The sequence below is a fragment of the Streptomyces sp. NPDC020958 genome, from assembly GCF_055562175.1.
On sequence record NZ_JBVHFU010000001.1, the window covers coordinates 699,588 to 725,187 of the forward strand.

General features: G+C 73.0%; 24 protein-coding genes. 6 read left to right on the forward strand and 18 right to left on the reverse strand.

Annotation, left to right across the window (positions count from 1 at the left end; translation table 11 throughout):
* Positions 1–22: 22 nt before the first annotated feature.
* Genes ACZ3KP_RS03240 through ACZ3KP_RS03255 form a run of 4 tightly spaced genes read right to left on the reverse strand, consistent with a single transcriptional unit; the run spans position 23 to position 4,995 of the window.
* Positions 23–784: a carbohydrate ABC transporter permease gene (locus tag ACZ3KP_RS03240; protein ID WP_358983331.1), complete on the reverse strand. Its 762-nt coding sequence runs from the start codon at positions 782–784 to the stop codon at positions 23–25.
* 44 nt (positions 785–828) lie between these two features.
* Positions 829–1,788 carry a carbohydrate ABC transporter permease gene (locus tag ACZ3KP_RS03245; RefSeq protein ID WP_467495862.1) on the reverse strand — a complete coding sequence of 320 codons (960 nt, stop codon included), beginning with the start codon at positions 1,786–1,788 and terminating at the stop codon, positions 829–831.
* Between the two features lie 7 nt (positions 1,789–1,795).
* Positions 1,796–3,034: a sugar ABC transporter substrate-binding protein gene (locus ACZ3KP_RS03250; RefSeq protein ID WP_467495864.1), complete on the reverse strand. Its 1,239-nt coding sequence runs from the start codon at positions 3,032–3,034 to the stop codon at positions 1,796–1,798.
* 32 nt (positions 3,035–3,066) lie between these two features.
* Positions 3,067–4,995: a glycoside hydrolase family 127 protein gene (locus ACZ3KP_RS03255; RefSeq protein ID WP_467495866.1), complete on the reverse strand. Its 1,929-nt coding sequence runs from the start codon at positions 4,993–4,995 to the stop codon at positions 3,067–3,069.
* 289 nt (positions 4,996–5,284) lie between these two features.
* Here ACZ3KP_RS03255 and ACZ3KP_RS03260 point away from each other — a divergent pair, with 289 nt between their 5' ends.
* A complete protein-coding gene (locus tag ACZ3KP_RS03260; protein WP_467495868.1) occupies positions 5,285–6,307 on the forward strand; it encodes a LacI family DNA-binding transcriptional regulator in 1,023 nt (340 codons plus the stop codon).
* Positions 6,308–6,313: 6 nt separating this feature from the next.
* Here ACZ3KP_RS03260 and ACZ3KP_RS03265 read toward each other — a convergent pair whose 3' ends face one another.
* From ACZ3KP_RS03265 to ACZ3KP_RS03290, 6 genes are read right to left on the reverse strand one after another with little or no spacing between them, the layout of a single operon-like run.
* Positions 6,314–7,012, reverse strand: coding sequence for a GntR family transcriptional regulator (locus ACZ3KP_RS03265; RefSeq protein ID WP_360565938.1), 699 nt, complete (start codon positions 7,010–7,012; stop codon positions 6,314–6,316).
* A gap of 31 nt (positions 7,013–7,043) precedes the next feature.
* Positions 7,044–8,045, reverse strand: coding sequence for a proline racemase family protein (locus tag ACZ3KP_RS03270; RefSeq protein ID WP_467495871.1), 1,002 nt, complete (start codon positions 8,043–8,045; stop codon positions 7,044–7,046).
* Positions 8,046–8,093: 48 nt separating this feature from the next.
* Positions 8,094–8,993, reverse strand: a complete 900-nt coding sequence (locus ACZ3KP_RS03275) for a dihydrodipicolinate synthase family protein (protein ID WP_467495872.1) — start codon at positions 8,991–8,993, stop codon at positions 8,094–8,096.
* A 32-nt stretch (positions 8,994–9,025) separates the two neighbouring features.
* Positions 9,026–10,495 (reverse strand): FAD-dependent oxidoreductase, encoded by a 1,470-nt coding sequence (locus ACZ3KP_RS03280; RefSeq protein WP_467495874.1) that lies wholly within the window; start codon positions 10,493–10,495, stop codon positions 9,026–9,028.
* Entirely contained in the window at positions 10,488–10,787 is a 300-nt protein-coding gene (locus tag ACZ3KP_RS03285; protein ID WP_467495876.1) for a (2Fe-2S)-binding protein, read from the reverse strand. Before ACZ3KP_RS03285 ends, ACZ3KP_RS03280 begins: the two co-directional genes overlap by 8 nt.
* Positions 10,784–11,935, reverse strand: coding sequence for an NAD(P)/FAD-dependent oxidoreductase (locus ACZ3KP_RS03290; RefSeq protein WP_467495878.1), 1,152 nt, complete (start codon positions 11,933–11,935; stop codon positions 10,784–10,786). Before ACZ3KP_RS03290 ends, ACZ3KP_RS03285 begins: the two co-directional genes overlap by 4 nt.
* A gap of 201 nt (positions 11,936–12,136) precedes the next feature.
* Between ACZ3KP_RS03290 and ACZ3KP_RS03295 the strand changes: the two genes are divergently transcribed.
* Positions 12,137–12,502, forward strand: coding sequence for a cupin domain-containing protein (locus ACZ3KP_RS03295; protein WP_467495880.1), 366 nt, complete (start codon positions 12,137–12,139; stop codon positions 12,500–12,502).
* A 54-nt stretch (positions 12,503–12,556) separates the two neighbouring features.
* Here the strand turns inward: ACZ3KP_RS03295 and ACZ3KP_RS03300 are convergent, their stop codons facing one another.
* Together ACZ3KP_RS03300 and ACZ3KP_RS03305 are read right to left on the reverse strand one after the other, a co-directional pair.
* On the reverse strand, positions 12,557–13,957 hold the full coding sequence (locus tag ACZ3KP_RS03300; protein ID WP_467495882.1) for a VWA domain-containing protein: 1,401 nt from the start codon (positions 13,955–13,957) through the stop codon (positions 12,557–12,559).
* Positions 13,954–14,811: an AAA family ATPase gene (locus ACZ3KP_RS03305; RefSeq protein ID WP_132892505.1), complete on the reverse strand. Its 858-nt coding sequence runs from the start codon at positions 14,809–14,811 to the stop codon at positions 13,954–13,956. Before ACZ3KP_RS03305 ends, ACZ3KP_RS03300 begins: the two co-directional genes overlap by 4 nt.
* A 135-nt stretch (positions 14,812–14,946) precedes the next feature.
* Between ACZ3KP_RS03305 and ACZ3KP_RS03310 the strand changes: the two genes are divergently transcribed.
* Genes ACZ3KP_RS03310 through ACZ3KP_RS03325 form a run of 4 tightly spaced genes read left to right on the forward strand, consistent with a single transcriptional unit; the run spans position 14,947 to position 17,885 of the window.
* The gene (locus tag ACZ3KP_RS03310) at positions 14,947–15,627 is read left to right on the forward strand and encodes an ABC transporter permease (protein ID WP_467495885.1); all 681 of its coding nucleotides are present in this window, start codon (positions 14,947–14,949) and stop codon (positions 15,625–15,627) included.
* A complete protein-coding gene (locus ACZ3KP_RS03315; protein ID WP_467495887.1) occupies positions 15,624–16,295 on the forward strand; it encodes an ABC transporter permease in 672 nt (223 codons plus the stop codon). Before ACZ3KP_RS03310 ends, ACZ3KP_RS03315 begins: the two co-directional genes overlap by 4 nt.
* Positions 16,292–17,233: an ABC transporter substrate-binding protein gene (locus tag ACZ3KP_RS03320; protein WP_467495889.1), complete on the forward strand. Its 942-nt coding sequence runs from the start codon at positions 16,292–16,294 to the stop codon at positions 17,231–17,233. Before ACZ3KP_RS03315 ends, ACZ3KP_RS03320 begins: the two co-directional genes overlap by 4 nt.
* A 43-nt stretch (positions 17,234–17,276) precedes the next feature.
* A complete protein-coding gene (locus ACZ3KP_RS03325; protein ID WP_467495891.1) occupies positions 17,277–17,885 on the forward strand; it encodes a hypothetical protein in 609 nt (202 codons plus the stop codon).
* Between the two features lie 17 nt (positions 17,886–17,902).
* On the opposite strand, the gene ACZ3KP_RS03330 is transcribed toward ACZ3KP_RS03325, so the two are convergent.
* From ACZ3KP_RS03330 to ACZ3KP_RS03355, 6 genes are all read right to left on the reverse strand, one after another.
* Positions 17,903–19,057, reverse strand: coding sequence for an ABC transporter ATP-binding protein (locus tag ACZ3KP_RS03330; protein ID WP_467495893.1), 1,155 nt, complete (start codon positions 19,055–19,057; stop codon positions 17,903–17,905).
* 4 nt (positions 19,058–19,061) lie between these two features.
* A complete protein-coding gene (locus tag ACZ3KP_RS03335; protein ID WP_467495895.1) occupies positions 19,062–19,760 on the reverse strand; it encodes a LutC/YkgG family protein in 699 nt (232 codons plus the stop codon).
* On the reverse strand, positions 19,757–21,235 hold the full coding sequence (locus ACZ3KP_RS03340) for a LutB/LldF family L-lactate oxidation iron-sulfur protein (protein WP_467495897.1): 1,479 nt from the start codon (positions 21,233–21,235) through the stop codon (positions 19,757–19,759). Before ACZ3KP_RS03340 ends, ACZ3KP_RS03335 begins: the two co-directional genes overlap by 4 nt.
* Entirely contained in the window at positions 21,232–21,987 is a 756-nt protein-coding gene (locus ACZ3KP_RS03345) for a (Fe-S)-binding protein (RefSeq protein ID WP_467495899.1), read from the reverse strand. Before ACZ3KP_RS03345 ends, ACZ3KP_RS03340 begins: the two co-directional genes overlap by 4 nt.
* Positions 21,988–22,058: 71 nt before the next feature.
* Positions 22,059–23,504 carry a rhamnulokinase gene (locus ACZ3KP_RS03350; protein WP_467495901.1) on the reverse strand — a complete coding sequence of 482 codons (1,446 nt, stop codon included), beginning with the start codon at positions 23,502–23,504 and terminating at the stop codon, positions 22,059–22,061.
* Positions 23,501–25,540, reverse strand: a complete 2,040-nt coding sequence (locus tag ACZ3KP_RS03355; protein WP_467495903.1) for a bifunctional aldolase/short-chain dehydrogenase — start codon at positions 25,538–25,540, stop codon at positions 23,501–23,503. Before ACZ3KP_RS03355 ends, ACZ3KP_RS03350 begins: the two co-directional genes overlap by 4 nt.
* Between the last annotated feature and the right edge of the window lie 60 nt (positions 25,541–25,600).

The window sequence follows — 25,600 nt, forward strand, 5'->3', positions numbered from 1 at the left end:
CGGAGTACGAGGGGGTCGGTGATCAGTCCTTCACCGCGCCCGCGGTGACGCCCGCGGCCACGTAGCGCTGGGCGAGGACCAGGAGGACGGCCGCGGGGACGGACGCGACCACGGCGGTGGCCATGATCGCGTTCCACTCCTGGTTGTTGTTGCCGATGTACTTGTAGATGCCGAGCGTGATCGGCTTCCAACCGCCGCCGCCGTCCAGGGTGTTGGCGAAGACGAAGTCGGACCAGGCCCACAGGAAGCCGAACAGCGAGACCGTGACGATCGCGTTGCGGCTCAGCGGGAGGACGACCGAGCGGAAGGTGCGCCAGGTGCCGGCGCCGTCGATCCGTGCGGCCGAGATCAGTTCGCCGGGGATGCCCGACATGAACGCGGTGAAGATCATGACGCCGAACGGCACGGCGATGGTGGAGTCCGCGACGATCAGCCCCCACCAGGAGTTGAGCAGGCCGAGGTCGAGGAAGACGCCGTAGAAACCCATCGCCATCACGATCCCGGGGATCATCTGTGCGATGAGCAGCGCCAGGCCGAGCGCGCCGCCGCCGCGCGGGCGCAGCTTCGCCAGCGAGTAGCCGGCCGGGGCGGCGATGAGCAGGGTCAGGGCGACCGTGCCCAGGCCGATCAGCAAGCTCGTGCCCAGATAGGGGAGTTGGTCATCGAGGACGGCCCGGTAGCCCTCGAAGGTGGGGTGCAGCGGGAACAGGTCCGGCGGGTCCTTGCGCATGTCCTGCTGCGGGGTCAGGGAGACGTTGACCATCCAGTACACCGGGAACAGCATCAGCGCGGTGAGGAGGAGGCCGATCAGGGTGTGACCGCGTGACTTCACGCTTCCTGCCTCCTCTGGACGCGGATGTACAGGAGCCCGAAGACGAGCGCGATGAGGATCAGGATGTCGCCGACGGCGGCGCCGGGCCCGAACTTCGGCAGCAGCGTGCCGAAGCCCAGCTGGTACGACCAGGTGGCCAGGGTCGAGGAGGCGTCACCCGGACCGCCCTTGGTCATGATCCAGATCAGGTCGAACACCTTGAGGGTGTAGACCAGCCCGAGCAGCAGGGTGATCGCCGACACCGGGCGCAGCAGCGGGAAGGTGATCCGGCGGAACTGCTGCCAGGCGCCCGCCCCGTCCAGGGCCGCCGCCTCGTACAGCTCACCGGGGATGTTCTGCAGCCCGCTGTAGAGGATGACCAGGTTGAAGGGGATGCCGATCCAGATGTTGGCGACGATCACTGCCGTCAGCGCCCAGTCCGGCGAGGTCAGCCAGCCGACCGGGTCGATCCCGACGAAGTGCAGGAAGTAGTTCACCACTCCTGACTCGCTGTTGAACATCCACGACCAGGTCGACGCCGACACGATCAGCGGCAGCAGCCAGGGGATCAGGAACAGTGCCCGCAGTACGGTCGACAGCCTGAAGTGCCGGTTGAAGAAGACCGCGAGGGCGAGGCCGCTGACGTACTGGAAGGCGATCGACACGAAGGTGAAGACCAGCGTGTGCCGCATCGCCGGTCCGAACGTCGGATCGTCCAGCACGGTACGGAAGTTGTCCCAGCCGGAGAAGGGCGCGTCACCGGCCACGAAGGAGCGGACGGTGTAGTCGCGCAGGCTCAGGTCGAGGTTGCGGTAGAGCGGATAGACGTAGAAGGCGGCGAGGTAGGCGAGCAGGGGCGTCACGAAGGCGAGTGCGGTCAGCCGCCGTCTGCGCCGCATGGAGCGGGCGCCGGTGTCACCGGCCCCCGCCGCGGCGGCCGGTGCCCGCCGCGGACGGTCGACCCGGGCGATGGTCATGCCTGCCCTAGCCCTTCTGCGCGCTCGACTGGGCCGTGGCCAGGGCGTCCTGCGGGCTCTTGGTGCCGGACAGCGCCGCCTGTACGGCGGTCCACATCGGCTGCGAGATCGTCGGGTACTTGGTGCCCAGCCCGCCGCTGGTCCGGCCCCGGGCCGCCCCGACCGCCGTCACCCAGGGCTGCAACTCGGCGTTCTTCTTGACCTGTTCGGCCTGTACGGCGGCGGTGGGTGCCACGTACATGAGCGTGGTGTCGGTGGCCAGCAGGTTGGTGGGGCTGGTGAGGCAGGTGACGATCTTCTTGCTGACGTCGTAGCGCGAGGTGTCCTTCTGCACGGGCACGGTGACGAACTCGCCGCCCGTCGGCACCGGCGCCGAACCGCCGTTCTGACCGGGGATGTTGACGACGCCGTACGGGAATCCGGCCTTGTCGGCGTTGCCGAGCTGCCAGGTGCCGTTCTCGCTGAACGCGTACTCCCCGGTGGCGAACTCCTGCCAGCTGGTGGTCTGGGTGTTCTGCAGCACGTCCTTGGGGGCGTACCCCGCGTCCACCCACTGCTTCCAGAGCGTCAGCGCCGCGACCCCCTGGGCGGAGTCGAGCTTCGTCAGGTCACCGCCCGCGCCCCAGAACCAGGGCAGGAACTGGAAGCTGCCCTCCTCCGTGTTGATGGCGGAGAAGGTGATCCCCTTCTTCCCGGCCGCCTTGACCTTCTTCAGCGCGGCCGTCAGTGACGCCCAGTCCTTGACCGAGGCGGGGTCGACACCGGCGGCGGAGAGCACCTTCTTGTTGTAGTAGAGGGCGAGGGTGTTGGCGCCGATCGGGACGCCGTAGGAGGCGCCGCCGATGGTGCCTGCACCGATGATGTTCTTCTGGATCGACGCGGTGCCGAGTCCGAGATCGCTGGTCTTGGTGAGAATCCCGGCCTCCACCAGGGTGGAGACGACCGGGTTGTCGACCAGCATCAGGTCCGGGGCGTTGCCCTGCTGCGCCGCCAGGAGTGCCTTGTTGCCCAGGTCGGTGGTGTCGTACGCGGTCCGCTTGAGCTTCACCCCGGCCGCGGTGCCGCACGCGGTGACCCGCTTGCCCCAGTCCGAGGAGGCGTCGAACTGCGGGTACGGGTCCCAGAAGGTGTACGTGCCGCCGGCCGAGGACGACGATCCCGAGGAGCCGGAACCGCCACCGCAGGCGGTGAGGGGGAGCAGAGTGGCCACGGTGACGGCCAGGAGGGTACGGCGGGTGGGTATCACGGGGTGACCTCGTTGTCGTAGGACGGGGTGTTTCAGGAGGTGGGGAGCCAGACGCGCATGCTGCCGTCCTCGCGGTTGGCCCACACGTGGTACGGGACCGCGGTCAGCTCGACCGGTTCGCCGTCGCTTTCGGCCTCCGTGCCGGTCGCGGCGGCGTACGGCCACCAGCCGCGGTCCGGGACACGGCGCCGGCGGCCCGCGGCGACCACGGTGGTGACACCGCCGAGCAGGTCCGGGCGGTGTTTGACGGCGAGCGGACGGGAGGGATCGAGGACGATGTCGTCCAGCCCGCCGCCGGGGTGGTCGGCCTGCTCCAGGCAGTGCACCAGCGGCCCGCGCTCGATCGCCACACAGCCGCGCACCGCGTCCACGCGCGGGTCGGCAGCGGTGAGCCGGGGTTCGAGACCGAGTTCGAGGACGACCCGGTCGCCCGGCGTCCAGTCGCGGGTGAGCCGCAACCAGCCGTTATCGACGGGGGCGTCGGACTGGTCGCAGGAGTCGGTACCGCAGCGCACCCGGAACTCGCGGCACCACTGCGGGATGCGCAGCGACAGCGTCCAGGGGCCGTCGGCGGGGGTCTCCTCGACGGTGAACGCGACGGTGCCGTGCCAGGGGTAGTCGGTCTCGGCGCGTACCCGGACCTGCCCGGTCGCGTACGTCCCGGTGACGAACTGGTGGATCTGCAGGCCCTGTCCGTCGCCGGACGCCAGATAGTGCTCCAGGCTCGCCAGCAGCCGCATCACGTTGGGCGGGCAGCAGGCGCAGCGGAACCAGCGGGTGCGGCGGGCCGACTGGTCGCCTCCGGTGTCGGTGTGGCCGTCACGGACCTGGAGCGGGTTGACGTACAGCCACTGCTCGCCGTCCAGCGAGACCCCGGCGAGGAAGCCGTTGAAGAGGGTGCGCTCGATCAGGTCGGAGTAGCGGGCCTCGCCGGTGAGCAGGGCCAGCCGCCAGCTCCACTGGACCGAGGCGATCGCCGCACAGGTCTCGCAGTAGGCGCGCTCGTTGGGGAGTTCGTACGGGTCGCCGAAGTCCTCCTGGTCGTGGTGGGCGCCCAGACCGCCGGTGAGGTGCGTCTTGGTGGTCGTCATGGCCTGCCACAACCGCTCGCCGGCCGACAGGAGTTCGTCGTCGCCGGTCTCCGCCGCCAGGTCCGCTGCAGCCGCCAGCAGGTACAACTGCCGTACGGCGTGCCCCTCGACGTTTGTCGCCTCGCGCAGCGGCACGCGGTCCTGGCAGTAGGCCGCGCCGCCGAGCAGTCCGTGGCCGTGCCGGTCCACGAAGTAGCCGGCCAGGTCCAGGTAGCGGCGCTCGCCGGTCTCCCGGTACAGCTCCACCAGGGCGGTCTCCACCTCCGGGTGGCCGTCGACGCCGTCGAGGGGCCTGCCACTGCCGGGAAGTCCGAACACCGAGTCGATGTGGTCGGCGAACCGCCGTGCCACGTCGAGGAGTTCCGGGCGGCCGGTGGCCCGGTGGTGCGCCACGGCCGCCTGGATCAGGTGACCCGCGCAGTACAGCTCGTGGCCCCAGCGCAGGTCCTCGTACCGCGCCCCGCCCTTGACCAGCTGGAACCAGGTGTTGAGGTACCCGTCGGGCTGCTGGGCCGCGGCCACCAGGGCGATGATGCGTTCGACGTCGGCCGCCAGTGGTGCGTCGGCGCCCTGGGCGAGCTGCCAGGCGGCCGCCTCCAGCCACTTGTAGACGTCGGTGTCGACGAACGGGTACGCGCCCTGGAACTCGCCCTCGGCCAGGCCCGCCGCCAGCCGCAGGTTGTGCAGGTTTCCCGCGGACTCCAGCAGGTCCGGGCCCTGGGGGAGGGAGACCCGGGCGTTGACCGCGCGCCGGTCGTGCCAGAAGCCGCCGTCGATGACGACGGCCGCCGGGCGCAGCGCGGTGCGGGCGTCCGGCGTCAGACGGATCGGGCCGGTGGGGGAGGGCGGGGCGGTGCGGGTGCGGGGCATGGCTCTCCGGGGTCGGGAGGGACTGGGGCCGGGCGCAGGTGCGTCTTTCGGTATGTCGAACGTCGTCCGGTGCATGGGGCCTGGTGCGGCGCTGGACCACCTTGCGCAACCGTTTTCTCGCCGAGAAGTACAGGGCAGTGGGAGAGAGGGGTCAAGACGCCCGACAGAGGTTTTTCGCATTTCCCTGGAGGACTGGTGCTGGTCGTGGACGGCTGCGACCATGTGGGGCGGCTCTGTCGTCGTCGGCTCGACGGCATGAGTGGGAAACCGCCTAGGAAAAGGTTTGCTCGTGACCTCTGCTCCCGACTCCCCGCCCACCGGCCGGGCCAGGCTCGCCGATGTCGCCGCCCTCGCCGGTGTGAGTGTGGGCACGGCGTCCAAGGCGCTGAACGGCGCGGGCCGGATGCGCCCGGAGACCCGGCAGCGGGTGCTGGACGCGGTGGAGGCGCTCGGGTTCCGGCCCAACCAGCACGCGCAGAGCCTGCACAGCGGCCGCAGCTGGACCGTCGGCCTGATGACGACGGACGGCATCGGCCGCTTCAGCACCCCGGTGCTGCTGGGCGCCGAGGACGCGCTCGGCGCCGGGAAGATCTCGGTGCTGCTGTGCGACACCCGCGGCGACGCCATCCGCGAGCAGCACCACCTGCGCAACCTCACCGACCGTCGGGTGGACGGCGTCATCGTCACCGGCCGCCGTACCGACCCCCGGCCGCCGCTGACCGGCATCGACCCGGCGATCCCCGTCGTCTACGCGCTCTCCCCGTCGACGGACCCGGAGGACACCTCCGTCGTCACCGACGACCGCGGTGGCGCCCTACTCGCCGTGGGACACCTGCTCGCCACCGGCCGTACCCGGATCGCCCATGTCACCGGCCCCGAGCACCACCAGGCCGCCCGTGACCGCGCCCGGCACGCCGTGGCGCACCTGGCCGGGTCCGGTCTCACGCTCGCCGGCGGACGTGTGCACTTCGGGGAGTGGAGCGAGGCCTGGGGGCGGCGGGCCGCCGACGCGGTGCTGCGCACGGCGCCCGACGTGGACGCCGTCTTCTGCGGGAACGACCAGATCGCCCGGGGGGTCGCGGACGCGCTGCGCGAGCGCGGCAGGGACGTGCCGGGGGACATCGCCGTCGTGGGGTACGACAACTGGGACACCATGGCGCTCGCCAGCCGTCCGCCGCTGACCACGGTCGACATGAACCTGGCCGAGATCGGCCGGATCGCCGCGCTGCGGCTGCTCCAGGCCATCGACGCCGTACCGGAGCCGGGCGTGCACACGGTGCCGTGCCGGCTGGTGGTCCGGGAGTCCAGCTGACGTCGGTCAGTCGTCCGTGGGCTGCCGGGCCGCCCACAGCCCGCGGACGTGGCCGAGGTGACGGGTCATCACCTCGCGTACGGCCTGCTCGTCGCGGGCCAGCAGGGCGTCGAGGAGTTCCAGGTGCTCCTCGGCGGAGGCGGTCAGCCGGCCGGCCCGCGCCAGGGCCGTCAGGCCGAACAGCCGCGAGCGGCGCCGCAGGTCCCGTACGACCTCCACCAGGTGGTCGTTGCCCGCCAGGGCCAGCAGCCCCAGGTGGAACGTCAGGTCGGCCTCGACATAGGCGATCAGGTCGCCCTTCAGCGCCGAGCCGACGATCTCCTGGGCGACCGGGCGCAGCGCCTCCAGATCGGCGGGGTCCGCGGTGGCCGCCAGGCCCGCGGTGGTCGGGATCTCGATCAGGGACCGGACGTGGGTGTACTCGTCCAGCTGCTTCTCGGAGACGGCGGTGACCCGGAACCCCTTGTTGGGGACGATCTCGACCATGCCCTCCTTCACCAGCTCCAGCATGGCCTCCCGTACCGGCGTCGCCGAGACGCCCAGCCGCGGCGCGAGACCCGGCGCCGAGTACACCTCGCCGGGCCGCAGTTCACCGGCGATCAGCGCGGCACGCAGGACGTCCACGACCCGTTCCCGGTAATTGGGCCGCCGGCCGCCCAGGGAGGGCAGGGCGGGGGCGGCAGGGCTGGCGGGCCGGTCGGTCATGGGGGAACTCCTGGTGGCGGTGCGGGGGACATCAGAGTACGAAGCCGGCCGGGAAGGGGTCGGTCGGGTCCAGCAGGTACTGCGCGGTACCGGTGATCCAGGCCCGGCCGGTGAAGGTGGGCAGGACGGCGGGGATCCCGGCCACCTCGGTGGTGCCGATGAGTCGGCCGCTGAACCGGGTGCCGATGAAGGACTCGTTCACGAACTCGGTGTCCAGGGGGAGTTCGCCGCGCGCGTGCAGCTGGGCCATGCGCGCGCTGGTGCCGGTGCCGCAGGGGGAACGGTCGAACCAGCCCGGGTGGATGGCCATCGCGTGCCGGGAGCGGCGGGCCGTGGCGCCGGGGGCGGTCAGATGGACGTGGTGGCAGCCGCGGATCGACGGGTCCTCGGGGTGCACCGGCTCCGCCTCGGCGTTGATCGCCGCCATCAGCGACAGCCCGGCGGCCAGGATGTCGTCCTTGCGGGCCCGGTCGAAGGGCAGGCCGAACTCGTCCAGCGGGAGGATGGCGTAGAAGTTCCCGCCGTAGGCGAGGTCGTAGGTCACCGTCCGCCCGTCCGGGAGGGTGATCCTGCGGTCGAGTCCGACGGCGAAGGACGGCACGTTCCTGAGGGTGACGCTCGTCGCGGCGCCGTCCGCCACCGCCACCTCCGCGACGACGAGACCGGCCGGGGTGTCGAGCCGGATGGTGGTGACCGGCTCGACCACCTCCACCATCCCGGTCTCCACGAGCACGGTCGCCACCCCGATCGTGCCGTGCCCGCACATCGGCAGATAGCCGGAGACCTCGATGTACAGCACGCCCCATTCGCAGTCCGGCCGGGTGGGCGGCTGCAGGATCGCCCCGCTCATCGCCGAGTGCCCGCGCGGCTCGTTCATCAGCAACTGCCTGACGTCGTCGCGGTGTTCCCGGAAGTACAGTCGCCGCTCGTTCATGGTCGCGCCGGGAACGGTCCCGATCCCGCCGGTGATCACGCGGGTGGGCATGCCCTCGGTGTGCGAGTCGACGGCGTGCAGGACGAGTGTGCTGCGCATGACGCTCCTGGTGGTCGCTGCGGACGCTACGGGCCGTTTCGAGGGGGGTCACGAAAGGCCGGCCGCCACCGCCTTCTCGGTGGCCGCGCGGACGGCGGCCTCCTGCTCGGGCAGCAGCGGCACGCGCGGCGGGCGGCAGACACCGCCGTGGCGGCCGACGATGTCCATCGACGCTTTGATGGCCTGCACGAACTCGACCCGGGAATCCCAGCGCAGCAGCGGATGCAGCTGCCCGTACAGCCGCTTGGCCGTGTCCAGGTCTCCGCGCACCGCCGCCCGGTACAGCTCGACCGTCGCCGCCGGCAGCGCGTTGGGGTAGCCGGCCACCCAGCCCTTGGCCCCCGCGACCGCCAGCTCCAACAGGACGTCGTCGGCGCCGACCAGCAGGTCCAGTTCCGGGGCGAGTTCGGCGAGCCGCCAGGCGCGCCTGACGTCACCGGAGAACTCCTTGACGGCGTGGATGTACCCCTCGCCGTGCAACGTGGCGAGGAGCTCCGGGACGAGGTCGACCTTGGTGTCGACGGGGTTGTTGTACGCCACGACCGGCAGGCCGGCCTTCGCGACCTCCGCGTAGTGCGCGAGGACCGAACGCTCGTCGGCCCGGTAGGCGTTGGGCGGCAGCAGCATCACCGCGTGGCAGCCGGCGTCCCGGGCCTGCTCCGCCCAGCGGCGGGCCTCGGCGGAGCCGTAGGCGGCGACTCCGGGTACGACCCGGGCTCCGCCGACCGCTTCCACGGCGGTCGCCACGACCTTCGCGCGCTCCTCGGGGGTGAGCACCTGGTACTCGCCGAGCGAGCCGTTCGGCACGACACCGTCGCAGCCGTTGCCGACCAGCCAGGCACAGTGCTCGGCGTACCGCTCGTGGTCGACGGAGAGGTCGTCGCGGAAGGGGAGGGCGGTGGCGACGAGGACGCCGCGCCAGGGGCGGGTCCGCGGGGTGGGGGTCATCGGGCTCCTCGGGTGCCAGGGGACTGGTGACGTCACTTCATGTCGTGCTGCTCGACCGGCCGTTCGCGGTGCTGCTCGCCGTGCCGTCCGTCGTGCTGTTCGTCGTGCCGTTCGTCGTCCTGGCCGGCTCGCGCGAGCACGCCGAGCGGCACCGGCCGGGCGAACGGTCCGCGGGACGCCGTCTGCGGGCACCGGGCGAGCCCGGCGACCGCCGTCCCGCACATGCGGCCCTGGCACCAGCCCATCCCGGCCCGCGTGAGCAGCTTGACGGTTCGTACGTCCCCCGCGCCCAGCTCCGTCACGGCCCGCCGGACCGCGCCGCCGGTGACCTCCTCGCAACGGCACACCACCGTGTCGTCCGTGACGAGTTCGGCCCAGTGCGCGGGCGGTGCGCAGACCTCGTCCAGCGCCGCCGCGAACCTGCGCAGACCCGCCCTGCTCCGGGCGGCCCCGGCCCAGCCGCGGGGGTCGGGCACCGCACCCGACAGCCGTGCGGCGGCCGACCGTCCGGCGATGTGGCCCTCGGCGAGGGCGAGTTCCGCGCCCCCGATGCCGGTCGCCTCACCCGCCGCCCACACCCCCGGCACGTCGGTGCGCTGTTCGTCGTCCACGTGCACGGCGACACCGTCGACGCGGCAGCCGAGGCCCTGGGCCAGATCGGTGCCCGGCAGCATGCCGTGCCCGACGGCCAGGGTGTCGCAGTCGACGCGCCGCCGGGTGCCCGGCCGCACCCGGCCCCCGGAGTCCAGTGCCGCGACGGTCACGGCGGCCAGCCGCTCGTCCCCGTGCGCCTCGACCACGGTGGCGCGGACCAGGACGCGGACCCGGTGCCGTAGCAATCCGGCCGCGTATCCGGCGGCTTCGGCGAGTTTCACCGGCTGGGCGGTCAGGGCCGCGGGCCGTCGCAGCAGGGCCCGCGGGTCCCCGGACTCCACCAGCGCCGCCACCCGGGCGCCCGCCGCCGCGAGCCCGGTCGCGACGGGCAGCAGCAGCGGCCCGGTGCCGGCGACGACGACGGTACGGCCGGGCAGCACCAGGCCGCCTTTGAGCATGGCCTGCGCACCGCCGGCCGTGACGACCCCGGGGAGCGTCCAGCCGGGGAAGGGCAGCACCTGCTCGTGGCCGCCGGTGGCGAGCAGTACCGCGTCGGCGCGCACCTCGACGGCCCGCTCCTGGGCCGGGCCGCGGAGCGCGTGGACCGTGAAGCCCTGCGGTCGCCGCTCCACGAACCACACGTGGTGCTCCCGGAGGTGGGTCACGTGTCCGGCCGCGAGGTGCCGGTCGAGCCCCTCGCGCAGGCGCCGCCCTGCGTGCCACCGGTGGTGCAGCGCCTGTGGACGGCGCGCCCCGAGCCCGGCGGCGGGCTGCCGGTGGAACTGGCCGCCCGCCTCGGGTGCCGCGTCGACCAGGGTGACGCGCAGACCGTGCCGGGCGGCGGCCAGGGTGGCGGCGAGACCGGCCGGGCCCGCCCCGATCACGGCGAGGTGCCGGCGCTCAGTCATCGTGCCCGGTGCCCTGCTGGGTGCGGATCACATCGCCCGGACGCAGCGGCACCAGACAAGCGCGCCGGTTGGGGCGGTCGTTGACGACGACCAGGCAGTCGAAGCAGACCCCGATCCCGCAGAAGACGCCCCGTGGCCGGCCCGCGCCGCGGGTGGACCGCCAGGACGTGACACCCGCCGCCCAGAGTGCCGCCGCGACCGTCTGGCCGGGCAGCGCCTCGATCTCCCGGCCGTCGAAGGTGACGGTGAAGGCGGGACCCGGCCGGGCCCGCACCAGCTTCAGGGGGTTCACGCGGCCTCCTCGGCGAAACGCTCGGGACGGAACGGGGTCAGGTCCAGCGCGGGAGACGTGCCGCTCAGGACCTGGGCGAGCACCTGCCCGGTGCCGGTGGCGAGTCCGATGCCGGCGCCCTCGTGTCCGCAGGCGTGGAAGAGGCCGGGGGCACGGGGGTCCGGGCCGATGGCGGGGAGATGGTCCGGCAGGTACGGGCGGAATCCCAGGTAGCCGCGCACGGCCCGGACGTCCGACAGGAAGGGGAACAGCCGGGTGGCGCCCGCCGCCAGCGCCCGGAGCACGGGAAGGGCGAACGACCGGTCGAAGCCGACGCGTTCGCGGCTCGCGCCGATCAGGACCGGCCCGGCCGCGGTACCCTCGACGACCGGCGAGGTGTGCAGGCCCGCCGAGCCGCTGGCCACGTCGGCCACGTAGGCGGCGGCGTACACCTTGTGCCGCACCCGGCGCGGCAGCGGCTCGGTGACCAGCACGAAACCGCGCCGGGGCAGGACGGGCAGGTGGGCACCGGCGAGCGCGGCCAGTTCACCGCCCCAGGTCCCGGCCGCGTTCACCACGGCCGGGGCGTGCAGGTCGCCGTGGTCGGTGCGGACGCCCCGCACGGCGCCGTCGGCGCCGCGCAGGACCCCGGTCACGGTGCGGCCGGCCGCCAGCCGGGCGCCCGAGGCCCGGAGCAGGTGGGCGGCGGCCAGCGTCGGCATCACCTGGGCGTCCTGCGGGTAGTGGACCGCGCCCGCCAGGCCGGGTGCCAGGTACGGTTCCAGGTCGTGCAGCCGGTCCGCGCCGACGGTCTCGGCCCGTACCCCGGCGGCCCGTTGCCCGGCCGCGAGCAGCTCCAGCGCGGTCAGTTCCGCGGGCGACGCGGCCACGACCACCCCGCCCTTGGCCTCGTACTCGATCCGGTCGCCCAGCCCGGCGGCCAGGTCGGCCCACAACCGACTCGACAACAGGGCGAGTTCGAGCTCGGGCCCCGGCTCCTTGTCGGAGACGAGCAGATTGCCCTCACCGGCACCCGTCGTGCCGCCGGCCACCGGGCCACGGTCCACCACGACCACGTCGAGCCCCGCCCGGGACGCGTACAACGCGCACGCCGCGCCCGCCATGCCGGCCCCGACCACCACGACATCGCAGGTCAGTCGCATGCTCACGACAGTAATATGTCACATGGCACAGCCCGGGGGAACACCCCGGACACCGGGTCGCCGCACGGCCGGGTGTTCGCCTGAGCGGCGCTCCCCTGAATGGCGCTCTCCGCTTGACAGGTCGACGATGGAGTGGTGGGGCCGTGGCCTCCGGGCGGCGGAGGCCGGCCCCGGCCGTGGTGAGCGGCCGGAAGGGAGGACACCGGCATGCTGGAGATCAAGACGGTCGACAAGCCGGACGAGCGGCGTGACTTCCCCCGCGGCCACCTCGAAGCCGTGCACATGACCGGCCTGGACTTCGCCGTCGCCACCTTCGAGCCGGGCTGGCGCTGGACCGAGTCGGTGGGACCGATCGCGGGAACCGGGACCTGCATGGTCCACCACAACGGGTACGTGGTGCAGGGCCGGATGCACCTGGTCATGGACGACGGCGGCGAGGGCGAGATCGGCCCCGGCGACGTCTTCGTCTGCCCGCCGGGGCACGAGGCCTGGGTCGTGGGCGACGAACAGGTCATCCTCTACGACTTCGCCGGCGGTATGGCGACCGACTACGCGAAGGCGAAGGAGGGCTGAGAGCCGGCGAACGGGTGCCGTCACCCGTGGGGCGACGGCACCCCTGCCTGTGCGCTACACCGGCAGCAGCCGCCCGACCAGTCCGCTGAGCTGGCGGGCCGTGCGGCACTCGTGCATCTCCACCAGCGCCGCGTACTCGGGCGCCGCCGAGTCACCGGTGCCCCACAGCGAGCGCTGCTCCGGGTTCAGCCAGTAGACGCGCCGTGCCTGCCGGGCGATCTCGCGGACGGCGCCCAGGTTGGGGTCGAGGTTGTTGGTGCGCGCGTCCCCCAGCACGAACACGGTGGTGCGCGGCCCCACCGCGGCACCGTACCGCTCCGCGAACTCGCCCAGCGCCATCCCGTAGTCGCTGCTGCCGTGCCAGCCGGTGAGCGTCGCCTCGGCGCGGATCCGGGCGCCGAGCCCCTCCGGGTCGGCCCGGCCGTGTTCCAGCAGCCCGGTCACCTCGTCGATCCGGTTGACGAAGGCGAACACCCGCACCCTGCTGAACTGGTCGTGCAGCGCCTGCACCAGCAGCATCGTGAAGTCGGAGAACCCGGACACCGAGCCGGAGACGTCGCACAGCAGGACCAGCTCGGGGCGGACCGGCCGGCGGCGGCGCAGCACCGGCCGCATCGGCACCCCGCCGGTGGACAGTGAGCCGCGCAGGGTGCGCCGCAGGTCGATCGTGCCCCGTGCGGCCCGGCGGCGGCGCGCGGCCAGCCGGGTCGCCAGCTTTCGCGCCAGCGGCTGGACCGCCCTGCGCAGCTCGGTGAGTTGATCACGCCCGGCGAACAGGAAGTCCACCCGGTCGGCGCTCGGTGGCACCGCCCGCCGGGCGATCTCGTCCCGCCCGCGCCGCTCCGCCACCCGGCGCCTGGCCTCGGCCGCGACCATGCCCCTGAACGCCTCGATCCGCCGCCTGATCTCGTCGTCGAGCAGCCGGTCCGTGAACCCCGCGGCGTTGACGTCCCGGGCCCGGACGTCCGCCCGCACCCGCGCCAGCAGCGTCTGCGGCCGCACCCGGTCCAGCGTCTGGTACGACGACCAGCCGTCCGAGCCCGGTGAACTCCCGTACCCGCCGAAGCCGTCCACGGCCCGCGCCGCCAACTGCCTGAGCTGTGCGGTGTCGTCGTCGGCGAGCGCGGCGGCGAGCCGCTCCCGCAGCTCGTCCCGGTCGGCGGCCTCGGCGCCGGGACCGCCCACCCCGCGCGGGAAGTAGAGGTCGAAGACCTGGTCGAACACGGCCCGTTGCCCGGTGCCGTGCAGCAGCGTCGCGGCCAGCCCCTCGCGCAGCAGCTCCCGCTCGGCCAGGCCCAGCGCCTCGACCGCCCGCCCCGCGTCCACGGTCTCCCCGGTGCCGACCCGCACCCCGTGCGCCCGCAGCGCCCCGACCAGCCCCGTGAGCCGGTCGGCGAGGTCGGCGAGGTCGGCGGCGTCGGCGGAGCCGGCCCGGGCGTCCGCCCCCGCGCTCACAACGCGTCCAGGTCCAGCTTGGCGGCTGCCTTCTGGATGTCGTCCTGGTGCTTGAGGATCACGCCCAGGGAGTCCCGTACGACCTGCTCGTCCAGCGTGTCGGCGCCCAGCGCCAGCAGGGTGCGCGCCCAGTCGATCGTCTCCGCGACCGACGGCACCTTGCGCAGGTCCATCGCGCGCAGTGCCCCGACCACCCGGACGACGGACTCGGTCAGCGCCGCGGACAGGCCCGGCACCTTCAGCCGCACGATCCGCCGCTCCAGTTCCTCGTCCGGGAACCCGATGTGCAGGAACAGGCAGCGGCGGCGCAGCGCCTCGGACAGCTCACGGCTGGCGTTGGAGGTGAGCACCACGAAGGGGCGGCGGGTCGCGGTGACCGTGCCCAGCTCGGGGACCGTCACCTGGAAGTCGCTGAGCACCTCCAGGAGCAGGCCCTCCACCTCGACGTCGGCCTTGTCGGTCTCGTCGATCAACAGGACCTTGGGGTCGTCGCCGCGGATCGCGGTGAGCAGCGGACGGGGGAGCAGGAACTCCTCGCTGAAGATGTCGGTGCGGGCCTCGTCCCAGCTCTCGTCCCGGCCCGCGCTGATCCGCAGCAGCTGCTTGGCGTGGTTCCACTCGTACAGCGCCCGGGACTCGTCCACGCCCTCGTAGCACTGCAACCGGACCAGGCGGGCCCCGGCGACCTCGGCGACGGCCTTCGCCAGCTCGGTCTTGCCGACCCCGGCGGGCCCCTCGACGAGCAGCGGTTTGCCCAGCCGGTCGGCCAGGAAGACGGTGGTGGCGACCGCGGGGGAGGCGAGGTAGCCGGTGTCCGCGAGGCGCGCGGAGACGTCGTCGACGGAAGTGAACAACGGGGCCTCCGACCTGGGGGCGTAATCTCTGACCCAGCTATCTAAGCGCTTGTTCAGCTCCCGTGCCACCCTCCGTGACCCCGGACGGATCACCACAACGCGCCGGGCACCTCGCCCCTCCGGTGCAATGGACGCGTGACCGCGCCCCCGAACGACTGCCTCGCGCGCAACGAGTGGATCTGCGGCGCCTACCTCTCCAGCCGCCGGCAGATCCTGCTCGACACGGTCGGCCAGCACCTCCGGCTCACCGTCGTCTCGGTGGCCGTCGGGCTCGTGATCGCCGTGCCGCTGGCCGTGCTCGCCCGCCGCTGGCGCTGGGCGTCCGCACCCGTCCTCGGGGTGACCACGGTCCTGTACACCATCCCCTCCCTGGCGATGTTCTCCCTGCTCCTGCCCCTGTACGGCCTCTCGGCCACCCTCGTCGTCGCCGGACTGGTGCTCTACTCGCTCACGCTGCTGGTCCGGAACATCCTCGCGGGCCTGCGCGCCGTCCCCGAGGAGACCCGGCAGGCCGCCCGCGGCCTCGGCTACGGCCCCGTCCGCCTCCTGCTCACCGTGGAACTGCCCCTCGCCCTGCCCGCCGCGATGGCCGGGCTGCGCATCGCCACCGTCTCCACGGTCTCCCTGGTCACCATCGGGGCGATCGTCGGCTTCGGCGGGCTCGGCAACCTGATCTACGCCGGTATGAACACCTACTTCAAGGCCCAGGTGCTCACCGCGTCCGTGCTGTGCGTGGTCATCGCCGTCCTGGCGGACCTGCTGCTGCTCGGCGTCCAGTGGCTGATCACCCCGTGGGTCCGGGCGGCCCGCGCATGAGGACGCTCGCCGACGCCTGGGCCTGGCTCACCGACACCGCGCACTGGGCGGGCGCCGACGGCATCGGCAACCGGCTGCTCCAGCACCTCGTCCTGACCGTCGTCTGCCTGGTCGTCAGCTGCCTGGTCGCCCTCCCGGTCGCGCTGGTCCTCGGCCACCTCGGCAGGGGCGGCGCGCTCGCCGTCAACATCTCCAACGTCGGCCGGGCGGTCCCCACCTTCGCCGTCCTGGTCCTGCTGCTGCTCACCCCGATCGGCCGCTGGGGCGAGGGCCCCACGGTGGTGGCGCTCGTGCTGTTCGCCGTACCGCCCCTGCTCACCAACGCCTACGTCGGCATGCGCGAGGTCGACCGGAGCGTCGTACGGGCCGCACGGGGGATGGGCATGACCGGGCGGCAGATGCTCTTCCGGGTGGAACTGCCCCTCGCGCTCCCCATGGTCCTCACCGGGGTGCGGATCGCCGCCGTCCAGCTCGTCGCCACCGCCACCATCGCCGCGCTCGCCGGCGGCGGCGGACTCGGCCGGATCATCACGGCCGGCTTCAACCTGGCCAGCACGCCCATGGTGGTCGCCGGGGCGATCCTGGTCGCCGCGTTCGCGCTGGTCGTCGAGGGCGTCTTCGAGGCCGCCGAACGGCTCGCCCCGGGGTGGACGCGGGGCTCGCGGTGAGGTGGCGCCCGGCGGGCGCGGCCGCGCTGCTGCTCGCCCTCGCCGCCTGCACCACAGGACCGTCCCTTGAGCACCGCGGCGAGGTCACCGCACCCCCGGGCGACAGCCGGCACCTGACCATCGGCTCCGCCGGGTTCACCGAGAGCGACCTGCTCGCCCAGCTGTACGCCCGGTTGCTGGAGCAGGCCGGCTACCGGACCTCGCTCCTCACCGTCGCCAACCGGGAGATCTACGAACCGGCCCTGGAGTCCGGGCAGATCGACGTCGTCCCCGAGTACGCGGCCACCTTCGCCGACTGGCTCGACGCCAGGACCAACGGCCCCGGCGCACCGCCCGCCGGCTCCCCGGACCTCGCCACCACGATGACGGCGCTGCGCCGCCTGGCGACCCCCCGCGGCCTCACCGTCCTGGACCCGGGCCGGGCCGTCGACCAGAACGCCTTCGCGGTGACCGCCGCATACGCCCGCCGGCACCGTCTCAGGACCCTGAGCGACCTCGGTGCCTCGGGCCTGCGGGTGCGGCTCGCCGCGGGCGACGAATGCGTGCAACGGCCGTACTGCGAGCCCGGGCTGAAGAAGGTCTACGGCATCGACATCACCGCCGTCGACCCCAAGGGCGTCGGAACCACGCAGGCCAAGCGGGCCGTGCAGAACGGTCAGGACCAGATGGTGCTGACCACGACCACCGACGCCACCCTCGGCCGGTTCGGCCTGGTCCTCCTCGCCGACGACCGGCACCTGCAGAACGCCGATTACGTCGTCCCGGTCGTCAACCGGTCGCGAGCGGGCGGCGAACGGGTGGTCAGGGCGCTCGGCCGACTCAACGACGTCCTGACGACCGCCGATCTGGCCGCCATGAACCAGCAGGTCGACAGCTGGCGGCGGCTCGCCTCGGACGTCGCCCGGACCTGGCTCAGGGACAAGGGCCTGGTGAAGTGAGGGCCGGGGGCTGTTGTCAGTGGCGGGCGGTACGTTGCGGGGCATGGGGATCTATCTGGTGAGCATCGGTGCGCAGGACTGGTTCGGCGGTGCCGACGGCGACGAGGCCGACGAAGACGGCCACGGTGCCCTCGCCGCGGCCCTCGACGCGGAGTTGCGGCGCCGCGGTATGGCGCCGTACACGTCGGTGCCCGAGCAGGCCGGCCTCGTCCGGGGCTCCGGGCAGTCGTTCGAGGAGAAGCTGGTACCGCCCATGGACGGGTTCGGCGAGCTGTGCCGTGCGCACCTGTCGGAGCGGGCGGCGGGGCTGCTGCTGAGCTGGTCGGTGCTGGTGCCGTTCGCCCTCGACGAGGAGATCCGCCTGCCTGTGGAGAACGCCTACGCCGACGAGACGACGGTCGCGGGCGCACCCCAGGTGCTCGCGCTCGCCGAGCGGCTGGCGGCGGCGATCCGCCTTCCCGTCGACGTGATACCCGAGGCCTGCGACAACCTCGATCTGACCATGTGGTTCCTGGACGGCGCGGCCCAGAGGGCGGCCACCACCCGTCCCGGGCCGTGGGCCGAGGACCTGGACGCCGCCTTCTACGTCGCGCTGTACCTGCGGGCCGCCCAGCACTGCGTGCGCCGCGGCTGCCCGATGACGTACTGCTGACGCCCGCCCGCCGCCGGTCAGGCGTCGGACACCGAGTCGAACGGCACCTGGCCCCGCGGGATCCCGCGCGCGTCCGCGTCCACCGAGCGGCGCAGCGCCTCGTGCAGCCCCGCCGGGGTCAGCACCCCGAGGAAACGCGAGCCGTCCAGCACCGCGACCCATCCGGCGTCGTACTGGAGCATCACACCGAACGCCTGCTTCAGCGGGGCGCCCACCGGTACCCAGGCGGTCATCCGGTGGACGCGCTCGCCGACCCGGCCGCCCGCCGCCAACTCGTCCAGGCCCACCCAGCCGTGCAGGTCGCCCCGCGCGTCGAGGACCACGGCCCACCGGGCACCCTCGGCCCGCATGCGTGCGACGGCACCCTCGGCCGGCTCGTCCAGCCGCACGACCGGCGGCTGCTCCAAATCGTCCGCCTCGACGTCGGTGACGGAGAGCCGTTTCAGCCCCCGGTCGGCGCCCACGAACCCGGCGACGTACGCGGTGGCGGGCGTACCCAGCACCGCGCCGGGCGTGTCGAACTGCTCGATGCGCCCCTGCCCGTACACCGCGATCCGGTCGCCGAGCCGGACCGCCTCCTCGATGTCGTGCGTGACCAGCAGCACCGTCTTGCGCACGGCGGCCTGCATCCTCAGGAACTCGTCCTGCAACTGCTCCCGCACCACCGGGTCCACGGCGCCGAACGGCTCGTCCATCAGCAGCACCGGCGGGTCGGCGGCCAGCGCCCGCGCCACGCCGACCCGCTGCCGCTGACCGCCGGAGAGCTGGTCCGGATAGCGCGGCCCGTAGGTGCCGGGGTCCAGACCCACCAGCTCCAGCAACTCCGCGGCGCGCGCCCGGGCCTTCGCCCGCTTCCAGCCGAGCAGAGCCGGGACGGTCGCGGTGTTGTCGAGGACCGTGCGGTGCGGGAACAGGCCCACCTGCTGGATGACGTAGCCGATCCGGCGCCGCAGTCGCACCGGATCGGCCTCGGCGACGTCCTGGCCGTCGACGAGGATCCGGCCCGACGTCGGTTCGATGAGCCGGTTGACCATCATCATGGTCGTGGTCTTGCCGCAGCCGGACGGGCCGACCAGCGTCACGAGCTCACCCTCGGCCACCTCGAAGGAGAGGCCGTCCACGGCGGTCGTGCCGTCCGGATACCGCTTGGTGACCTGCTCGAACCGGATCATTCCCTCACGCTAGCCGCGACCCGTCCGGGCCGCGCGCGCCCGTCCCCCGACCGGCGTCGGCACTCGGCTGGTCGCCGGTGACCAGTACCACCTCCAGGGTGCGGGGGCCGTGCACCCCCTCGACCCGGTCCAGTTCGATGTCGCTGGTCGCCGAAGGGCCGGAGATCCAGGTCAGCGGGCGGGCCGGGTCGAGGCGCCCGAGTGCCTGCGGCACCGAGGAGACGACCTGGTCCGGGACGCGGACGACGCAGATGTGATGGTCGGGGATGAGCGTGATCCGGCGGCGGCCCTGGTCCGGGGCGCCGTCCAGCACGAGGGTGCCGGTCTCGGCGACGGCCACCGCGCACCCGGTGACCACGCTCCCGATCCGGTCGAGCTCGTAGGGGGTGCTGTCGGCGCGGTCCGTGACCTGTTCGGCGTCGGTCGCCGCGAGCCACCCCTGGTCCAGCCCCGGCGGCACCACCACCTGCGTCGAACCCCGTTCGGCGATCAGCCGCCCGAGCACGGCGGCCAGTTCGCCCTGGGCGCAGCGGTGCACGACGGCCCGGTAGTCCGCCAGGTTCTCGGCGAGCAGTTCCACCGTCTCCTCGACGCTCCGCCGCCCGTGCTCGCGCAGGTACGACCGCTCGACGGGCGTGTCCTCGCCGTGCACGTCGGCGAGCGCCCGCCGAACCCGGCCCAGGATCCGTTCCCTGCTGCTCACTTGGCGTCACCCTTTCCGCCGCCGGTCCGCTGCCACCAGTCCCGGAACGGCTCCGCCGGTACGGCGGGCAGGTCCCGGGTCTCGCTCCACGCCCGGCCGGGACCCGGCAGCGTACGGGGATGCAGGCGGCGGCTGCGGGAGGCGAGCCGCTGCCCGGTGCGCAGCGCGGCCGGGTGCGAGAACGCCCAGCGGGCCGCCCACATCGCCGCCCGTTCGGCCGCGTGCCCCTTGGCCGGCTTGAGCACCACCTTGTTGCCGTTCCGGACCGCCTCGCCGCCCTCCACCACCCGCTCCCGCAGGTGCACCAGCACCTCGGGGATGTCGATGGCGACCGGGCAGACCTCGTAGCAGGCCCCGCACAGGGAGGAGGCGTAGGGGAGCGAGGCGTCGATCTCGCTGGCCGTGCCCCGCAGTTGGGGGCTGAGGATGGCGCCGATCGGGCCCGGGTAGACGGAACCGTAGGCGTGGCCGCCGGCCCGTTCGTACACCGGGCAGACGTTCAGGCAGGCCGAGCAGCGGATGCAGCGCAGGGCCTGGCGGCCGACCTCGTCGGCGAGGGTGTCGGTGCGGCCGTTGTCGAGGAGGACCAGGTGGAAGGTCCCCGGGCCGTCGCCGTCGGTGGTGCCGGTCCAGGTCGAGGTGTACGGGTTCATGCGTTCGGCGGTCGAGGACCGGGGCAGGGTCTGGAGAAAGACCTCCAGGTCCTGCCAGCTCGGCACGATCTTCTCGATGCCGACGACGGAGATCAGGGTCTCGGGAAGGGTCAGGCACATCCGCCCGTTGCCCTCGGACTCGACCACGACCATGGTGCCGGTCTCGGCGACCATGAAGTTGGCGCCGGAGACGCCGACCTTGGCGCGCAGGAACTTCTCCCGCAGGTGCAGCCGGGCCGCCTCGGCGAGTTCGGCGGGGGTGTCGCTCAGGCCTTCCGGCGCCGGGCGCCCCCACGCGCTCATCTCGCGGCGGAAGATGTCGCGGATCTCGCCGCGGTTGCGATGGATCGCCGGGACCAGGATGTGCGAGGGGCGGTCCTTGCCCAACTGGACGATCAGCTCGGCCAGATCGGTCTCGTAGGCCCGGATGCCCTCGGCCTCCAGCGCCTCGTTGAGCCCGATCTCCTGGGTGGCCATCGACTTGACCTTCACGACCTCCGTCTCGCCGGTGGCCCTGACCAGGTCGGCGACGATCCGGTTGGCCTCGTCGGCGTCCGCGGCCCAGTGGACCGTGCCGCCCGCGGCCGTCACCGACTCCTCCAACTGGACCAGGTAGCGGTCGAGATGGCGGAGCGTGTGGTCCTTGATCCGTTTGCCCGCCTCGCGCAGCTCCGCCCAGTCGGACACCTCGGCGACGGCCCTGGCCCGCTTGGCGCGGATGGTGCCCGTGGCATGGCGCAGATTCCCGCGCAGGGTCGGGTTGCCGACGGCCTCGTGCGCGGCCTTCGGAAAGGCGGGCATGCCGACGAATGTTCCGCTCATGCGGCCGGTTCCTCCTTGGTGCTCGCCAGGATCTCCGCGATGTGCACCGGCCGCATCCCGCTGCCGAGCCGGGTCATGGTCCCGCCGATGTGCATCAGGCAGGAGTTGTCGGCCGCGCACAGCATCTCGGCACCGGTGGACTCGGCGGCGCGCACCTTGTCGGTGCCCATCGCCGCCGAGACGTCGGAGTTCTTCAGCGCGAACGTGCCGCCGAAACCGCAGCACTCCTCCGCGCCGGGCAGCTCCACCAACTCCAGGCCCTTCACGGCGTGGAGCAGCCGGCGCGGCCGGTCGCCGAGTCCCAGGCCGCGCAGCCCGTGGCAGGTCGGGTGGTACGTGACCCGGTGCGGGTAGTAGGCCCCGACGTCCGTCACCCCCAGCACGTCCACCAGGAACTCCGTCAGCTCGTACGTCTTCGGCACCACCGGCGCCAGCGCCGCCGCGAGGCCGCCGCCGCGTCCCTCCGCCCGCGCCCGCTCGCCCATCCGCGGATACAGCTCCCGCACCATCGCCCCGCAGGACCCGGACGGGGTCACGATCGCCTCGTACTCCCCGAAGACATCGGAGAAATGCCGGGCCAGTGGCTCCGCCTCATGGCGATAGCCGGTGTTGTAGTGGGCCTGCCCGCAGCATGTCTGCGCCATCGGGAAGTCGACCTCGACGCCCAGCCTGGTCAGGAGTTTCACCACGGCGCGACCGGTGTCCGGATACAGCGTGTCGTTGACACAGGTCAGGAACAGGGCGACACGCATCGCGGCTCCTAGAGGTCGATCATCGGATGAGTGCAGAGTAGTAGGCCCGTCCGGGCGGCGGGAGACCCCGGTCACCCCGCGGCGAGTCGGGTCTCGGCCGCCGCCCACCGCGCGGAGTCCCCGCGGGGGGTGTACCGGGTCAGCGGCTGGGTGCGGGTGAGCAGCCCCCGCAGATCGGCGAGATCCCCGACGAGGCCGTGGGTACGGGCCTGTACCAGCACGTTCCCCAGGGCCGCCGCCTCCGTCGGGCCCGCCACCACCGGCAGCCCGCAGGCGTCGGCCGTCAGCTGGCACAGCAGTGCGTTGCGGGTGCCGCCGCCGACGACGTAGACCGTGTCCACCGGGTGGTCGGCGAGCCGCTGGGCGTCCGCGACGGCCCGCCGGTGGGCGAGCGCGAGGGAGTCGAGGATGCACCGGGTGATCTCGCCCGGCGTGCCGGGCACCGGCTGCCCCGACGCCCGGCACGCCTCGGCGATCCGCTCCGGCATCCGGCCCGGCGCCAGGAACGCGGCGTCCTGCGCGTCCACCACCGACCGCAGGGCCTCCGCGGTGGCCGCCGCCCGCAGCAGCCCGCCCAGATCCGGGTCGCCCCAGGCCCGTACGCACTCCTGGAGCAGCCACAGCCCCATGATGTTGCGCAGGTAGCGGACCGTGCCGTCGAGCCCCAGTTCGTTGGTGAAGTTGGCGGCCCGGCTCTCCTCGGTCCGTACCGGGGCGTCGAGTTCGAGTCCGGCCAGCGACCAGGTACCGGTGCAGATGTAGGCGAACCGTTCACCGGTCGCCGGTACGGCGGCCACCGCGGAGGCGGTGTCGTGCGAACCGACCGTGGTCACCGGCACCGGTCCCGTCAGTCCGGTCTCCTCCAGCACCCCGGGCCGCAGCAGCCCGGCCGGGTCCCCGGGCCGCCGCAGCGGCGCGAACAGCCCGAGGTTGATCCCCAGCCGGTTCGCGACCTCGTACGACCAGTCGCGGGTGCCGGGGTCGATCAGCTGGGTGGTGGAGGCGTTGGTCAGCTCGGTGCCCTGCTCCCCGGTCAGCCAGTACGACAGCAGGTCGGGGATCAGCAACAGCCGCTCGGCGTGCCGGAACTGAGCGGTCGAACGCGCCGCCACCAACTGGTAGAGGGTGTTGAAGGGTGCGTACTGGAGCCCGGTGCGGCCGTACAGCTCCGCCGCCGGCAGGGTCGCCCACACCTTCTCGGCGACCCCCTCGGTGCGGGCGTCCCGGTAGTGCACCGGGTTGCCGAGCAGTGCCCCGTCGGCGTCCAGCAGGCCGTAGTCCACGGCCCAGCTGTCCAGGCCGACGGAATCGACCTGACCGGCCGCCCGCAGCCCCTCGAGCACCCCCGCGTACAGGGCGAGCACGTCCCACCGCAGCCCTTCGGGCACCCGCACCGGCCGGTTGGCGAACCGGTGCGCCTCGGTCAGCTCCAGCGAGTCCGGGCCGACCCGGCCGACCATGACCCGTCCGCTGGACGCGCCCAGGTCGACCGCGGCGTAGGACCTCGGGCCGCTCATCGCAGGAACGCGGCCGCCACACCCGCGTCGACGGGGACGTGCAGTCCGGTCGTGTGGGTGAGCTCCCCGCCCGTCAGCGCGAACACGGCGTTGGCCACGTGCTCGGGCAGCACCTCACGCTTGAGGATGGTGCGCTGCGCGTAGAACTCGCCCAGCTTGGACTCCTCCACCCCGTACACCGCGGCCCGCTGGGCGCCCCATCCGCCGGCGAAGATCCCGGACCCGCGCACCACACCGTCCGGATTGACCCCGTTGACGCGGATGCCGTGCTCACCCAGCTCGGCGGCCAGCAACCGCACCTGGTGGGCCTGGTCCGCCTTGGTCGCCGAATAGGCGATGTTGTTGGGCCCGGCGAACACGGCGTTCTTCGAGGCGATGTAGACGATGTCGCCGCCGATGCCCTGCGCGGTCATCACCCGGGCCGCCTCCCGCGACACCAGGAAGGACCCACGGGCCATGATGTCGTGCTGGAGGTCCCAGTCCTTCGCCGAGGTCTCCAGGAGCGGCTTGGAGATGGAGATACCGGCGTTGTTGACGACCAGGTCGACGCCGCCGAAGGCGAGCACCGCCGCCCGGAACGCGGCGGCGATCTGCTCCTCGGAGGTCACGTCGACGGTCACGGCGACCGCCTTGTCCGGCCCGCCGAGTTCCGCGGCGACCGCACCGGCGGCGTCCGCGTTCAGATCGGCGACGACCACGCAGGCCCCCTCCGCCACCAGCCGCTCGGCGATGGCCCGGCCGATCCCGCTGCCGGCCCCGGTCACCAGCGCCACCCGGGTCGCCAGCGCCTTCGGCTCGGGCATCCGCCGGAGCTTGGCCTCCTCAAGGGCCCAGTACTCGATCCGGAACTTCTCCGACTCCTCGATCGGCGCGTACCTGGAGACGGCTTCGGCCCCGCGCATCACGTTGATCGCGTTGACGTAGAACTCGCCCGCGACCCGGGCGGTCTGCTTGTCCTTGCCGAAGGAGAACATGCCGACGCCGGGCACCAGCACGATCGCCGGGTCGGCGCCGCGCATCGCGGGGGAGTCGGGCAGGGCGTGCCGCTCGTAGTAGGCGGCGTACTCCTCGCGGTAGGCGGCGTGCAGTTCCGTCAGCCGGGCGACCGCCTCGTCCACCGGGACGTCCGGCGGGAGATCGAGCACGAGCGGCCGTACCTTCGTGCGCAGGAAGTGGTCGGGGCAGGAGGTGCCCAGTGCCGCGAGCCGCGGGTGCTCCGCGCGGGCCAGGAAGTCGAGCACCACCTCCGCGTCGGTGAAGTGCCCGACCTGGGCCCGGTCCCGCGAGGCGAGCCCGCGGATGTGCGGTGCCAGGGCCGCGGCCCGCTCCCGCCGCTCGGCCTCGGGGAGCGCGCCGTACCCCTCGATCGCCGGGCCGAACGGCTCCGCCTTGCCGTGCTCGGCGAGGAAGGCCTCGGCGGTGCGGATGATGTGCAGCGAGTTGGCCTCGCACTCCTCGGAGCTGTCGCCCCAGGCGGTGATCCCGTGGCCGCCGAGGACGCAGCCGATCGCCTGCGGGTTGGCGGCCTTGACGGCGGCGATGTCCAGGCCGAGCTGGAATCCCGGCCGCCGCCAGGGCACCCACACCACACGGTCCCCGAAGCACTCCGCGGTCAGCTTCTCCCCGTCGGCGGCACAGGCGAGCGCGATCCCGGAGTCGGGGTGCAGGTGATCGACGTGCGCGGCGTCCACCAGCCCGTGCATGGCGGTGTCGATGGAGGGCGCGGCGCCGCCCTTGCCGTGCAGGCAGTAGTCGAAGGCGGCGACCATCTCGTCCTCGCGCTCGACGCCCGGGTAGACCCCGGCGAGCGCCCGCAGCCTGTCCAGCCGCAGCACCGCCAGTCCGCCCTCGGTGAGGGTGCCCAGGTCACCCCCGGACCCCTTCACCCAGAGCAGCTCGACGTCCCCACCGGTGACGGGATCGGACGCGGTGCCCTTGGCGGACGTGTTCCCGCCGGCGTAGTTGGTGTTTCGGGGATCAGCACCGAGCCGATGAGACCGGGCGAGCAGAGCAGCGGCTTCCGGATGCGTGGTCATGACACTTCCCAAGTTTCTCGAAGGAGGGGGTAGGGGCGCGGGGAACTGCGCGACCAGCCA